Source organism: Salmonella sp. NW177 (assembly GCF_051811585.1).
In the GTDB taxonomy this organism is placed as follows: Bacteria; Pseudomonadota; Gammaproteobacteria; order Enterobacterales; family Enterobacteriaceae; genus Salmonella; species Salmonella enterica.
This window is the reverse complement of record NZ_JAMMZV010000001.1, coordinates 961443-976433: the sequence shown is the minus strand read 5'-3', so window position 1 is coordinate 976433 and position 14991 is coordinate 961443. Positions and strand designations below refer to the sequence as shown.

General features: G+C 51.9%; 14 protein-coding genes. 2 read left to right on the top strand and 12 right to left on the bottom strand.

Going from position 1 to position 14991, the window contains the following annotated elements:
• The 12 genes from NA986_RS05050 to ttrB all read right to left on the bottom strand — a co-directional run.
• The coding region (locus NA986_RS05050; RefSeq protein ID WP_439039721.1) for a major outer membrane lipoprotein at positions 1-171 on the bottom strand (171 nt) is incomplete at its 3' end.
• A gap of 80 nt (positions 172-251) precedes the next feature.
• Positions 252-494, bottom strand: a complete 243-nt coding sequence (locus NA986_RS05045; protein ID WP_001082328.1) for a major outer membrane lipoprotein — start codon at positions 492-494, stop codon at positions 252-254.
• An 82-nt stretch (positions 495-576) separates the two neighbouring features.
• Positions 577-813 (bottom strand): murein lipoprotein Lpp, encoded by a 237-nt coding sequence (gene lpp / locus NA986_RS05040; RefSeq protein ID WP_001082307.1) that lies wholly within the window; start codon positions 811-813, stop codon positions 577-579.
• A 310-nt stretch (positions 814-1123) separates the two neighbouring features.
• Complete coding sequence (pykF, locus tag NA986_RS05035; RefSeq protein WP_000751447.1) at positions 1124-2536, bottom strand: pyruvate kinase PykF; 1413 nt, start codon at positions 2534-2536, stop codon at positions 1124-1126.
• A 7-nt stretch (positions 2537-2543) separates the two neighbouring features.
• On the bottom strand, positions 2544-2774 hold the full coding sequence (gene ynhH, locus NA986_RS05030) for a protein YnhH (RefSeq protein ID WP_418143684.1): 231 nt from the start codon (positions 2772-2774) through the stop codon (positions 2544-2546).
• Positions 2775-2937: 163 nt separating this feature from the next.
• Complete coding sequence (locus NA986_RS05025; protein WP_000756080.1) at positions 2938-4281, bottom strand: APC family permease; 1344 nt, start codon at positions 4279-4281, stop codon at positions 2938-2940.
• Positions 4282-4302: 21 nt separating this feature from the next.
• Positions 4303-5196, bottom strand: coding sequence for a proline iminopeptidase-family hydrolase (locus NA986_RS05020; RefSeq protein ID WP_001000505.1), 894 nt, complete (start codon positions 5194-5196; stop codon positions 4303-4305).
• Between the two features lie 58 nt (positions 5197-5254).
• Positions 5255-5992, bottom strand: coding sequence for a glutamine amidotransferase (locus tag NA986_RS05015; RefSeq protein ID WP_000697187.1), 738 nt, complete (start codon positions 5990-5992; stop codon positions 5255-5257).
• 11 nt (positions 5993-6003) lie between these two features.
• A complete protein-coding gene (locus NA986_RS05010; RefSeq protein ID WP_000471823.1) occupies positions 6004-7230 on the bottom strand; it encodes a PfkB family carbohydrate kinase in 1227 nt (408 codons plus the stop codon).
• Positions 7231-7552: 322 nt separating this feature from the next.
• Positions 7553-10615, bottom strand: a complete 3063-nt coding sequence (gene ttrA, locus NA986_RS05005; protein WP_070793851.1) for a tetrathionate reductase subunit TtrA — start codon at positions 10613-10615, stop codon at positions 7553-7555.
• The gene (gene ttrC / locus NA986_RS05000) at positions 10608-11630 is read right to left on the bottom strand and encodes a tetrathionate reductase subunit TtrC (RefSeq protein WP_023216616.1); all 1023 of its coding nucleotides are present in this window, start codon (positions 11628-11630) and stop codon (positions 10608-10610) included. Before ttrC ends, ttrA begins: the two co-directional genes overlap by 8 nt.
• Entirely contained in the window at positions 11631-12365 is a 735-nt protein-coding gene (ttrB, locus tag NA986_RS04995) for a tetrathionate reductase subunit TtrB (RefSeq protein ID WP_023216615.1), read from the bottom strand.
• A 181-nt stretch (positions 12366-12546) separates the two neighbouring features.
• Between ttrB and ttrS the strand changes: the two genes are divergently transcribed.
• The gene (gene ttrS, locus NA986_RS04990; protein WP_001214406.1) at positions 12547-14325 is read left to right on the top strand and encodes a tetrathionate respiration histidine kinase TtrS; all 1779 of its coding nucleotides are present in this window, start codon (positions 12547-12549) and stop codon (positions 14323-14325) included.
• Positions 14300-14920: a tetrathionate respiration response regulator TtrR gene (ttrR, locus tag NA986_RS04985; RefSeq protein ID WP_000190927.1), complete on the top strand. Its 621-nt coding sequence runs from the start codon at positions 14300-14302 to the stop codon at positions 14918-14920. Before ttrS ends, ttrR begins: the two co-directional genes overlap by 26 nt.
• The last annotated feature ends 71 nt before the right edge of the window (positions 14921-14991 follow it).

Here is a 14991-nt window from a genome sequence, read left to right as displayed (position 1 = left end):
CTGAACGTCGGAACGCATTGCATTTACGTCATTACTCAGTTGCTCAACTTTAGCGCTCAGCGTCTGTACATCGGAAGATAACTGATCGATTTTAGCGTTGCTGGAACAACCTGCCAGTAACGTGGAACTCAGAACTACTGCACCTAAGATCAGTTTGTTAGTACGGGTCATAATAATATCCTTATATTATGAGTGGTTATGTGGGTAAAGAAAAGGCGCACGATGTGCGCCATTTTATATCGTGCGTCAAATTACTTACGGACGTGGGATACTACTTTGTTGTCCAGACGCTGGTTCGCGCGAGCAGCATCGTCTTTAGCAGCCTGAACGTCGGAACGCATTGCATTTACGTCATTACTCAGTTGCTCAACTTTAGCGCTCAGCGTCTGTACATCGGAAGACAACTGATCGATTTTAGCGTTGCTGGAACAACCTGCCAGTAACGTGGAACCCAGAACTACTGCACCTAAGATCAGTTTGTTAGTGCGGTTCATAACAATAACCTTGTATTTTGTGTGGTTATATAGGTAAAAAAAATGGCGCACGATGTGCGCCATTTTTATTACGCAGGTACTATTACTTACGGTATTTAGTAGCCTGGTTGTCCAGACGCTGGTTAGCGCGAGCTGCGTCGTCTTTAGCAGCCTGAACGTCGGAACGCATTGCGTTCACGTCGTTGCTCAGCTGGTCAACTTTAGCGTTCAGAGTCTGAACGTCAGAAGACAGCTGATCGATTTTAGCGTTGCTGGAGCAACCAGCCAGCAGAGTAGAACCCAGGATTACCGCGCCCAGTACCAGTTTAGTACGATTCATTATTAATACCCTCTAGATTGAGTTAATCTCCATGTAGCGTTACAAGTATTACACAAACTTTTTTATGTTGAGAATATTTTTTTGATGGGAATGCACTTATTTTTGATCGTTCGCTCAAAGAAGCATCGAAATGCATGAAAGTCCCTAAAAAACCGAAAGAAAACAGGGGGCTTCCATCGGATTCTTCTTAGATAATCCGCAATTAGATAGTAAAATCCGATTTGATTTTTTTATTAATAGTGGCTATCGATTAAATAAAAAAAGCGCCGGAAGGGCGCTTTTTTAAACAAATTAATTCACACAACAATTATTACAGTACGTGAACAGAGGCGGTGTTAGTGGTGCCGCTTGGAACCAGCGCGCCGGAGACCATCACTACGACGTCGCCTTTCTGGGCGAGGCCGCTTTGCAGGGCGACATCTTTGCCCAGACGGTAGAAATCATCAGTAGAATTGATTTCTTTCACCAGCTGCGATACCACGCCTTTGCTCAGTACTAACTGACGGGCGGTCACTTCATTGGTGGTCAATGCCAGGATGGTGGCGTCCGGGAAGTATTTACGCACGGCGCGAGCGGATTTACCGCCCTGGGTCGCTACCACGATCAGCGGCGCTTCCAGTTTTTCGGCGGTTTCTACCGCGCCGCGGCATACTGCTTCCGTAATGCGCAGTTTACGGCTGTCGTTGTTGTAGTCCAGACGGCTGTTCATGACGCGGTCGGTACGTTCGCAGATGGTCGCCATGATAGAAACGGCTTCCAGCGGGTATTTCCCTTTTGCGGATTCGCCGGACAGCATAACCGCATCCGTACCGTCGAGGATGGCGTTCGCAACGTCGCCTGCTTCTGCGCGGGTCGGACGCGGGTTTTTGATCATAGAATCCAGCATCTGAGTCGCGGTGATCACGACTTTACGTGCGCGGATACATTTTTCGATCATCATTTTCTGCGCAAAAATCACTTCTTCAACCGGGATTTCTACGCCCAGGTCGCCACGCGCAACCATGATGCCGTCAGAAGCTTCGAGAATTTCATCGAAGTTGTTCAGGCCTTCCTGGTTTTCGATCTTAGAGATAATCTGGATGTTTTCGCCGCCGTGGGCTTTCAGATGCTCGCGAATTTCGACAACGTCAGAACGTTTACGGATAAAGGACGCCGCAACAAAGTCAACGCCCTGTTCGCAACCGAAGATCAGGTCCTGTTTGTCTTTTTCAGCCAGCGCCGGCAGAGCAATAGAAACGCCCGGCAGGTTAACGCCTTTGTTCTCGCCCAGATCGCCGTTGTTCAGCACCTTACAAATGACTTTATTGCCTTCGATGGCGGTCACTTCCATACCGATCAGACCATCGTCAACCAGGACGGTGTTGCCAACGCTCAGGTCGCTGGTGAAGCCTTCATAGGTGACGGCAACGATTTCATTATTACCGACCACGGATTTGTCGGTGGTAAAAGTAAAGGTTTGGCCCGCTTTCAGCGAAACGTCGTTACCGCCTTCCAGTTTAATGGTGCGGATTTCTGGTCCTTTAGTATCAAGCAGAATAGCGGCTTTTTTACCAGTTTTGCTCATCACGTTGCGCAAATTCTGGATACGCTGACCGTGTTCTGCATAATCGCCATGAGAGAAGTTCAGACGCATCACGTTCATGCCCGCGTCCAGCATTTTGCTTAACATCTCTTCGGATTCGGTTTTCGGACCGATAGTACAAACAATTTTCGTCTTTTTCATGACAGTCTTAGTCTTTAAGTTGAGGAGGATATGGAAATCTGGCTTCGGGCGCGCACGGCCCGGAAGCTAAGCCTGTGTTGCTAAAGTGATGATGCCTCGCTCTAAGGATAGGTGACATCGAAAGAGCGTGCAGAGGAATGTGTGCTCGCGTTTCAGCCCAACGGGAAGGGGATAATTTTAGTCGTTGAGTTTTACAGTCCAATGCGCTGAAACCATTCAAGAGACAATTGGCGCGCATTATACGCTGAAATTTACAAAAAAGGAAAATGAAAACCCTGTTTCAAAAGACATCTGTGCAGATCCACAACGGTTTGTTATTACGCTGTTTACGATGTCGCTGGCGATGACGCCGCCCGAACAGGGGCGGCGTTGCGCAACAGTGGGTGTTGTTGCGCATAACATCAATCGAGCAACTTTTTGCCTTCCAGGTCGATGGCGATGTTTTGGTTGTGTGCTTTTCGATAGCACAGAATCGCTATCCCGATCGCCGCCCAGCTAATTCCGAGTATCAGAGCGTGAATGTTCATGTTTAAACAGACGTAGCCGATGACGATCATCCCCATGATTGGCGAAATGACATGGGCGAAAATGCGCCGCTGGGCTTTCATCCGGAAATTGAACAGGATAAACACACACAGGTTCACGACAAAAAAAGCGAAAAGCGCGCCAAAGTTCACCAGCGTGGAGATAGATTCAATCTTGCCGGAAAACAGGTAGCTGAGCAGCAGGGTGACGCCGCCGGTAAACAGAATGGCATAATCCGGCGTTTTACGCGTGGTATGGACGTGAGCGAGGAAGGCGGGCAACATTCGGTCGCGCCCCATTGAAAATAGCACTCTGGACACCGCCGTTTGCGCGGTAATAATGTTGCCGACGGCGCACACAAACGCCACAATGATGGAAAATGCCACTTTGAGCCAGATACCGCCAACGTTGCCGGCAATGGTGAAAAATGCTTCATTCGTCGCATTACCTTCCGCGAAGCGGTCGACATTACCGGTGGCGAAAGCCGCAAACGCTACAACGATAATAAACAGTACCGTCGCCAAAACTAACGCCAACAGCGTTGCTTTACTGACGGCGCGTCCCCCGCCTTCGCTTTCTTCACTTAATGTACTGATAGCGTCAAAGCCGAGAAAGTTCAGCGCAGCCACCGAAATCGCCGTCGCGATGAGCCCTGGGGTGAACCACTGTGAATCGAAAAAAGGCCGGAAGGAAAGCGTTATCTGACTACTGTCCTGCATCATCAGACGGATAATGAGTAGCACGAAAATCGCCAGAATACCGAGTTGAATAAAGACCAGTAACTTATCGAATTTCGCCGTTTGCTGTATCCCGAGATAGTTGACTCCGGTGCCAATAGCCACATAAATCAACGGCCAGACCCAGACCGGGATTTGCGGTAAAATAGCGTGGACCGCGACACCGCCCAGCACCGCTACGAGCGTAGGGAACAAAAGATAATCCAGCAGTAATATCCATCCGGTCAGAAACCCTACGGCGGGATTAATGCATACGCCAGCATACGCATAGGCCGAACCCGACGAGGAGATATGCTGCGATAAGGTAGAGTAGCTGTACGCGGTAAAAAACATCGCGATCGCGCCAATAATATAAACCAGCGCAACCATACCGTGCGAAAGATTATAAACGACGCCATAAAGAGAGACTGGCGCGATAGGCACCATAAACACCAGACCATAAAGCACTAAATCGGTAAGAGACAATTTTTTGACTTTTTTCATGATAAATACCTTAATGGCTTTTTATGCCAGATCGCGTAAAAACGCGCTTACCGCTGCGAGGCAGGGCGCGATATTTTCTTCATGCGGGTTATGGCTGCTGCCGGGAATAGTGACCGCGCGGCAGTCTGAAATGTGAGAGAGCAGCGGAGAGACGACGCGCTCGGTTGCCTGATCGTTTTCGCCGCGTAGTACCAGAACAGGACAGCGTATCTGGCACAAATGGGGCGTAATATCCCAGTCGGCAAGTTTGCCATTTGCCGCCAGTTCATTGGTTCCCCATAAAATGTGATAACCCGTAGGGTCGGCGGCGAACTGCGCATTAGATCGCTGAACATGAACGGCTTCTTCCGCGAGGGTATAAACGTGTCTGGCATAATAAGCGACCAGCTGTTCCGGTGGGTTTTGATAAATGACGGCGGGCATAATGACGTTTTTGATATCGTCATCGGACATTGGCGTCAGAGCGTTAAAGAGCCGTATGGCTTCCTGTTGCCACAGGGCGATACTGGCCGGCGAACTGGCCAGTATCGCCCCGCGAAGCCCGGCAGGCTGTAAGCAGGCGTGCTCTGCGGCAAGCATTCCGCCCCAGGAATGTCCCAGTATCGAATACCCTTGTCCGATACCCAGGTGATTAATTAATTGGGTTAATTGACGGAGATAACGCGCAATAGTCCAGAAAGACGCGTCGGCATGAGGAAAATGCGTTGAACGACCGCAGCCATATTGATCGTAAAATATTACCATGCGCCCGTCATCAGCCAGATGGCGATAATTTAATAAATAATCAAAGCCGCCAGAAGGGCCGCCGTGAAGGATAATGAGCGGCGTGAGTAATGATTTTCTGTCTCCATAAATCCGATAGCTTGTCAATATGTTTTCAGAAAACATTTCGCCATAGAGATAAGTATCATTCATATTCTTAATGACTCAGTGTGTGGCAGGGCAGGCGAAATTTATATTCGCCTGGGTAATATTATTTTTTTATTGTGTGTAAAACATTACACCAGAAGGTGGCGTAATGTTCCCATTGCAGAAACTGCGGGCTTCCCCAGTGCGGTGAACAATCACTGGCAAAGCAACATACTTTCCCTTTATGGTAAGTACCCATAACTAACAGTGGATCGCCATTAATTTCAGCAAGGACCTGACTATTTTCTTTGGCGATAAGCTTGTTATAGCCCAATAGCGGCGGCCATTCGCTAAATGGCTGGGTAATAACATGCTCTACCGCAGTATTTACTGCTTTACATCCTTGCGGTAGTTCTACGCGGTCATCTACATCCAGCATATCAACCGGCAATACCTCCGCCAGAACCGTATTTTTATAATTGGCTTTTGCTTCTATTCCCGTAAAGGATAAATACCCGCCGATCATTAACAGACCGCCGCCCTCAGCAACATAATCGGCGATAAGTTGTAATGCATCAGGAATAATGTCCATATTATAAAAGGTTCTGTTTTGTAGCAGGAACGTATTGCTACCGATATCACTGATGACGATCGCATCATAGCAGGCTAATGCTTCGGCGGTTTGTGGAAAACGAGTTTGCACAATATGGGCAGGCATGTAGTCCACATCGATATTACCCTGGCGTAAGCAGGATAATAAATAGTCTGCGCCTTCTTCATATTTGCTCGATGTAAAGCTATCAAAACCTTTAGAGTGAATCATATGAATGTGCCAGGATTCGCCAATAAATAAAATTTTCATTATGTCACCTGTTAATTAATGTTAATGACTTTATTAGATTGGGTACGCATTCGATGTAAAACCTGCAAGTGCTGAGGCATACTCGACGCACCGACTTGTTCCACCGCCAGAGAAGCGAAAGCGGAGGCATATTGAATGGCTGCGACCATATCTGCTTGTCGCGCCAGCGCGGCGGCTAAGGCGCCATTAAAAGCGTCACCGGCTCCAGCGGCATCTTTTACCACGGCGCTCCATGCAGGAATATACAACGTGCGGGCGTGCTCACAGAGCAGAGAGCCACGGGCGCCAAGGGTAATGATGACTTTTTTCACCCCGGATTGCAGAATAATATTCCCGGCTTTTTTCGCATCATTAATATCAGTAATGGTTACGCCGGATAAAAAAGAGGCTTCAGTTTCATTCGGCGTGATGATGTCAATATCAGATAATAAATGCGTCACCTGTTTCGTATAGGGGGCAGGATTCAGCATGATCATTTTATTTTCTTGTTTGCCCAGGCGAATAAATTCAGTCAACGCTTCAATGTTCGTTTCGAGCTGCATTAACATAACGTCAGACTCGGCGATATAACGGTGTTGCTCGTTAATCTCTTGCGTGGTGAGCATCATATTGGCGCCAGGGTAGATGGCGATAATATTATCGCCATCCACGGCGGAGACATAGATCAATGCGCTACCGGTGGGCGCTTTATCTGTTTGATACGCGCTGTATGAGGTGATGCCTGATTGAATAATATGATTCATAGCAAATGCGCTGAACTGATCTTTACCCACTTTAAAAATAAAATGCGCCGCAGCGCCGGCATTGTTTGCCGCTAAAGCCTGGTTGGCTCCTTTACCGCCAGGATAGAATCCAAATTGACTGGCCAGAATGGATTCTCCGCTTTGTGGAAACCACGGCACGGTTGCTGAAACATCAATATTGAAGGAGCCTAAAACACACACCTTGCCTGCTTTTTTTGTGTTTTCCCGGCGCAGTTTTGCATCCTGATGGATTGGCGTGGCGATAGTGCTGGAGATATCAATCTTATTTTCAGTGATAAGCTTACTCAGCGCGTCACGGTTTAAAATCCCTCCGCCATAGCAACGCTGAAGCATACCTGATTTCTGGAAATAGCGTAGATCGGAACGAATAGTCTCCTGGCTAACCTTATAAAGGTCTGAAAGTTTACTGACGCTAACACTATTATCCTTTATCAGTAAATTAATGATGGCATGACGTCTTTCTTCTTTAAACATATTGCCTCCGGGTAGTGAGTTGAATTGTATTTATGGCAATGTTGTCATGCGGTGAATTCAATCACAGATTATGCGGTCAACCGGAAGTAACCCCAAATGAATGTCAATAATCAGAAGCGCAGTCAATGTGTTAAATATTAATTGCTTACAGAAGGGGAAAATAGTTTTGTGAGTGTTGTCATATATTTTCTATGTAATATGACGAGGTGAACGTAAAATAGTTGGGCTTGCACGATTCAGTGAGTATATGCAGCCGGACAGCGTTCGCTTATCAGTCGCTACCCTCGACGAAATAAGACGATATCGCTCTCCGGCCCTGGGGTTATATACGCTCGATTTTTGCCGGCAGCCCCTGACGTACCGCCGCGCCAGAAACCCAGTCGAGCCAGGTGTTGGTAATGGTTCTTGTCGGATCGGCAAAGCCCAGATCGTTAAGATTTATGCCTGCCCTGATTTGTGGATCATACGGCATAGGCACGCCGTCCAGAGAGTGCTGCGTTGCGCCCATCTCGCGGTGGCCATATCCGTGTTCGATGGCGATGACGCCTGGCATCACGCCATTTAACAAACTGATTTGCGCCACGACCTGACCGCCCGGCGTAATGATCCGTACCCGATCGCCATGTTGCAGTCCATAACGCTCGCCGTCTTGCGGATTCAGCGCCACCAGGTTTGCTGGCTTCACATGGTGTAAGCGCGGGATGACGGCTGTTGAGCTGGACATGGTATTTGATTTAAATGAAATCAGTTTCAGCGGCCATTGCCCAATGGGAAACTGGTCGTCAATCGCACGACCATCTGACAAACGCGCCGGATACCAGACCGGGCAACCGCTGAAACGCTCCCCGGTGATGGCGTGACGGTGGGCGGCGACATCTGCATTCCAGATCTGTAAGGGTTTTTTCCACGCGTTACCTAACCGTTGCTCCGTATAGCCGCTATCCTCGGGCGCAAACCGGCCGCCACGCGAGTAGATAAACGCCACGCGACCGACCTCATCAGCTTTAAGCGTGTGCTGAATTGCTGGCAGAATGCGGCTGACGCCGGTAAGCGAAATATCTTCCTGATTTGCCAGCGCGACCGGCGTCTTGCCCATAAAGGCGATATTAGCGGCTACGCGCAGATAGAAATCTTCCGCCCGGTTCAGTGGAAAAGTATTGCCCTGCGGATCGGTTATCGCCCGGTCGCCGAAGCCAGGCAGACGGAGCCGTTTTGCTACCGCAATACAAAATGCTTCCATTGAGACAGGTTGCCCGTCCGCCGTTCGGTGAGTGGCGGGGGCGACAACCGGCCAGCGGGCGGTAGTGGCTTTACTGGCTACGCCGCCCCAGGGTGCCGTAAAGCCCCAGCTCTCAAAATTGTGCGTATCCGGCACAATGTAATCCGCCAGCGCCGTCGTTTCATTCATAAAGGCGTCAATCGCGATAAAGAGCGGCAGTCGGCGAGGGTCTTTTAGCTTTTCTTCCGCCACGGCGCGTAGACCGGGAACACCGTAAAACGGGTTGCTCATATTGGAAATCCAGGCTTTAAGCGGATAAGGATAGCCTTCGAGCGCGGAGGTCAACAGTTCGGTAAGCTGGCCTGCCACAAAGGGATACCACGGCGCTTTGGCTGGATAAGGGGATTGCCCGCCGGCAATTTTGTCGCGGTATTCTTCCGATGCTTCATAAGCGGTTTTGCTACGGGCAATACTTAACCCTGACGGTTTCACTTTTCCGGCAAAACTGTTCATGTTGTAGCGGGGGCCGTCGCTAACGCCGTTGAATTTGCCGCCGCCGACAAAGACGCCGCCGGACAAGCTGAGGTTGCCGATCAGCGCGTTAAGCATCATGACCGACCAGGCGTTATAAAACCCATTGCCGGCCATCATGCCGCCGTGACTGATGACCGCAGCTTTACGTCCGTGACTGGTAAAGGTTTCCGCCAGCGCGATAATTTGCGCTTCCGGCACGCCGCACTGTTCGCTGTATTGCGCCAACGAGAGCTTTTCTGCCGCCTCTTTCAGGCGTTGCAACCCGCTCTTCACCGTGACCCGCTGGCCGTCGGCGAGCGTAACGTACTGCGTCACGAAAAGCCGTGCCTGTCGGCAAGTGGATGCATCGACCAACTCGCCGTCGGTATTCAGTACGACAGGGGTCTCTTTGCCATCGGGCGTAAGATGGCGCAGCGTCAGGTGTTGTCCGGCAAGCGTCGGCAGTTCATCCGCAATGACCAGGTGCGTGGCGTTGGTCCAACTTTGCTCGCCGGCCTGCTGCATCGCCTGTACGCCGGGAATCGCCAGATAATCAGCATTATAACGTTGATTATCCATGATCCAGCGGATCATCCCCATTGCCAGCGCCGAATCGCTGCCGGGCATGACCGGTTGCCAGCGACCGCGAGGATCGGCGAGCACCGTTGATAAGGGGAGGGCGGGGGCGACCACGACGTATTGAAAATTCTCACGCAGCCGGGCGCTCGCCAACTGACGCGCCTGGCGTTTAAAGGGATTACCGGACTGTGCCGGGGAGGTGCCCATAAAGAGCGCAAACTCCACGTTTTCCCAGTCGGGTTTGACATGCGGGTTTTTATCCAGATCGCCCATCAGCGCCCCGGAGCCGGCCCGGTAAGCCAGTCCACAGTAGGCGCCATGCGCGCCGAAATTCTTGCTGCCGAAGCTATTTAGCGCAAAACGACGCAGAAACGCATCGCGGCCTTCGTCGCTGGTATTCGTGACCAGTAACTGATTGGTTTTGGGCCCGAAACTGGGGTGCTTTGCGTCAATTGGCGTATCCGGCGCATGAATAGCGCGCAGTCCGTCCACATGACCTTCGCCAAACAGATCGCCGCCTTCCACGACTTCTTCAATAAGCTGCTCAAAGCTGATGCGCTGCCATTTCCCTTCGCCGCGTTTACCCACGCGTTTCATTGGTTCAAGCAGTCGCAGCGGACTGTACAGGCTTTCCAGCAGCGTGGCGCCGCGCGCGCAGGCGGTTGAGCGGGCGTCAAGACCGCTTTCTCCCGCCAGTTGCTCCATGGCTTCGCTAAAAGGGACGGACGAGTCAATCGGGTGTTCCTGCGACAAGGGGTGATAGGGATTGCCGGCGATGCGTATCACTTTGCCATCGGCATTAACCCGGGCGCGGATACCGCACTGTGTCCAACAGCCGAAGCATTGCGTCATGGCGATGGTTTGTTGTGGATTTTGCTGCCAGTGCGTTTGCGCCTGCGCCTCCGGAATTAACGCATTGCCAAAGATGCGGTCGCGCGTTACCTTGCCGGACGTCCCGTTTAACAGGCCATCAATTGCGCGTTTCGCCACATCACGGTAGCTCAGACCAAAAGTGACCATCCCACCGACGGCGAGACCGACTTTTAGCCACTGACGACGGGTTAAATTAGCCATGTTGTAATCTCCTGGTGAGTCCGTTCAGCGTTTCACGAATAATAATCAGTAGCGCTATCCACAGGCCAAAGGTGCCGAGAATAGCCAGCCAGCCATCCGTTCCGCCTGGTAACGAGTAAGGGTTAAATTGCGCGTTAAACTTGGGTACGGTTTGTACCTGAATCAACAATGTCCAGCGCATCAGCCAACATAGCGCCAGCGCGCTCAGAACCAGCAGGACGCGTCTTAGCTGCGATAACGGATGACGTAGCGCCAGGCTACAGAACAGTAGTGTGAATACCCACAGCGCTAGCCAGCCGACAGCGTAATATTTGGCTGACAGGGCGACAGTAATCCACTGACGGATTGCCGTGCCGGAAAGCGTATCGCCGCTAACCCACATGGCCACAACCAGCCCCAGCGCCGCCAGCGTCCAGAGTTGTCCCCACAATATTTTTGGCAGCCTTACCGAGTCGCGTCGGGCGGCGACAATCATCAGCGCGAAGAACGCCTGTAAGGCGCTAAGAAACATCGCCACGGGGAAGGCGTAGCTAAACCAGATTGGACGCGCCAGCACAACGGAGACTTCGCGGCCGGTATAAATCAACAGGCCCACCGCGCAAAGTGCGCTGGCTAACGCCAACCATTTAGTGACGTTGTAACTTTTATTGAGTAATCGTTTTATCTGCTGCGCCAGGAACCACAGAGCGAGAAACCCGGTAAACAGCGGCAGGAACAACGCTCCCCAGGGCATCCACGACCAGGGCGTCGGCCAGGCATAGAAATGCCAGACGCGGGCGGTCTGGTGCAGATCCGCCGTCAACGCCAGCGGTGCGGTAATCGCACAGGTAATGGCAATCAGTAATGCCCGATTTTCTTCTGTTGCGGCGTCTTTTTTCCGCCAGTGAAGATAACAGGCAAACAGTGCGGCGCAGGCGGCAATGCCAATAAAAAAGAAATATTGTACCGCCCACGGCAGCCAGCTAATGTCCTGCGGGTGAGCCAGCACTTCTTCAATGATGAGTGAATGCGTCATTCAGACCTCCTGCCAAAGCGCGGGCTGCGCACGGCCCATTAATGGGGTGACAAAGGCGTCGTCCAGACCCAGATAGAAAACATGGGGCGACGTGCCGTTTTCCGGCTTTAATACCTTGATAGCGTCGCGATGTTGATGAAGCATGGTGGCGATGCGGCTATGGGGATCTTTGATATCGCCAATAATACGCGCGCCGCCGACGCAGGACTCTACGCAAGCGGGTAACAGCCCGGCTTCCAGACGATGGACGCAAAACGTGCATTTATCGGCAGTTTGCGTTTCATGATTGATAAATCGAGCGTCGTAAGGACACGCCTGGACACAATAGGCGCAGCCGACGCAGCGTTTGTTATCCACCACCACAATGCCGTCTTCCCGCTGAAAGGTGGCTTGTACCGGGCAGACCGGCACACAGGGGGGGTTATCGCAATGGTTGCACAGACGCGGCAATAGCACATTCGTGACTTCCTGACTACCTTCACGCTGGACCTGGTATTGGTTCACCGTCGTACGAAATGCGCCCTGCGGCGTTTGGTTTTCAATAGTGCAACTTACGGTACAGGACTGACAGCCGATACAACGCCGCAGGTCGATAAGCATGGCGTAACGGTGTCGGGGAGAGCCTTCATGCCGCTCCGGCGAAAAAGGAAATTTCGCTTCAGCCAGCGGAACCAGCGAGGCGCCAGCGGTCAGGACGCCGAGTTGCTGGAGAAATAGCCGTTTACTGCTGTCCATATTGACTCCCGTCCACATTGCCAACAATGAAACATTTGTCACGATGTTGGTTCATGTGTAATGAATAAAAAATGTTGATGATTTACAGTGTAAAAATCGAGACGGGGTGCACTCTATTGTGGTTAACCACATACCCGGCTTGTTGTTGATCTAAAACAACATAATTGACAGGGATATTGGGGTGAGAGGTAAAACCGTAAGGCGCCTGGCGGTGTTGGCGGCAGTAGGGCTACTTTGTCATGGCGCGTGGGCAGGGACGTGGAATATCGGTATTTTGGCTATGCGCGGCGAGGCGTCTACGCGTAGCCACTGGCAACCGTTGGCAAAGACATTAAGCCAACAGCTTCCAGGCGAAACCTTTCACATCCAGCCGCTGGATCTGCATCAAATGCAGGAGGCCGTTAACCAGGGAACCGTGCAGTTTGTGATAACCAACCCGGCGCAATTTGTCCAACTGAACAGCCATGCGCCGCTGCGCTGGTTAGCTTCCCTGCGCTCCACGCGCGATGGGAAAGCGGTGAGTAATGTTATTGGCAGCGTGATTTTGACCCGGCGCGATAGCGGCATCACCACGGCGCATGATCTCATCGGTAAGACCGTCGGCGCGATTGATGCTCAGGCATTTGGCGGCTATTTATTAGGCTATAAAGCGCTCAGCGACGCGGGCTTACGCCCGGAGCGCGACTTTCATCTTCGTTTTACCGGATTTCCTGGCGATGCCTTAGTCTATATGCTGCGCGAAAAAGCGGTGCAGGCGGCAATTGTGCCAGTGTGTCTGTTAGAAAATATGGATCAGGAAGGATTGATTAATAAAAAGGACTTTATCGCGCTGCTTGCCCGACCGACGCCCCTGCCTTGCTTAACCAGTACGCCGTTATATCCTGACTGGTCGTTCGCGGCGCTACCTGCGGTAAGCGATGCGCTGGCGGATCGCGTAACGCGAGCGCTATTCAACGCGCCCGCCGCCGCGTCATTTCACTGGGGCGCGCCAGCGTCGACCAGTCAGGTGGAAGCGTTGCTGCGTGATGTTCGTCAGCACCCTCAGCAGCGTCGACTGTGGCTGGATGTCAAAAGTTGGTTAATCCAGCACCAGCTAATGGTCGGCGGCGTGATTCTGGCGTTCCTGTTGCTCACGCTCAATTATATTTGGGTCATGCTGCTGGTGCGTCGACGTGGAAAGCAACTGGAACGTAATAGCGTAGTTCTTCATCAGCATGAGCGGGCGCTGGAAACCGCCCGGCAAATGAGCGTGTTGGGTGAAATGACCTCCGGGTTTGCCCATGAGCTTAATCAGCCGCTTTCCGCGATTCGACATTATGCCCAGGGGTGCCTGATTCGACTGCGCGCTGCAGATGAACAGCATCCCTTGCTGCCGGCGCTGGAGCAGATTGACCAGCAGGCGCAACGCGGTGCGGATACTCTGCGTAACCTGCGTCACTGGGTCAGCCAGGCGCAGGGCAACCCGGTGCTAACCGAAGCGTGGAAGGCCATAGCCATTCGGGAGGCGATAGATCATGTTTGGCAATTGTTGCGTATGGCGCAACAGTTTCCGACAGTGACTCTGCATACCGAGGTTAGCGCTGCGCTGCGCGTAACGCTGCCGTCAGTGCTGCTGGAACAGGTGCTGGCGAATATCATTCTTAATGCGGCTCAGGCGGGCGCCACCCATTTATGGATCGTTGCTGAACGCACTGAAAACGGCATCAGCATCGTTTTACAGGATAACGCCGGGGGAATCGATGAGGCGCTATTACGTCAGGCGTTTCAGCCGTTTATGACCACCCGCAAAGAGGGGATGGGCTTAGGGCTGGCGATTTGCCAGCGGCTGGTGCGGTATGGGCGGGGCGATATCAGCATCAGGAACCAGACCGCGCCGGACGGTCTGTCGGGAACGGTGGTCACGATACATTTCTTACATGAACATGGGGGCAGGGATGGCGACAATTCATCTACTGGATGATGATACGGCGGTCACTAACGCGTGCGCGTTTTTACTGGAAAGTCTGGGGTATGACGTAAAATGCTGGACGCAGGGGGCGGATTTTTTGGCGCAGGCCAGTCTGTATCAGGCCGGAGTCGTATTACTGGATATGCGAATGCCGGTACTGGATGGGCAGGGCGTTCATGATGCGTTGCGCCAGTGCGGAAGTACCCTGGCGGTTGTTTTTCTTACCGGGCATGGCGATGTACCGATGGCCGTGGAGCAGATGAAACGCGGCGCCGTCGATTTTCTGCAAAAACCGGTATCGGTAAAACCGCTACAGGCGGCGCTGGAGCGTGCGCTGACGGTTTCATCGGCAGCGGTGGCGCGCCGTGAGATTATACTGTGTTACCAGCAGTTGACGCCGAAAGAGCGTGAGCTGGCCAGCCTGGTGGCAAAAGGATTTATGAACCGTGAAATTGCGGAAGCGATGAATATCGCGGTGCGTACCGTAGAGGTGCACCGCGCCAGAGTCATGGAAAAAATGCAGGCCGGTAGCCTGGCGGAACTGATTAGGCGTTTCGAAAAAATGGCCTCGCCAGAGACCAGAATACGAACAACGTATGAGCCATGAATAATAAACTGCGTTATTTCTTTGATTTGCATCAAATTTTGTTTAATTGAGAAGACTGTTATATTCTGTTG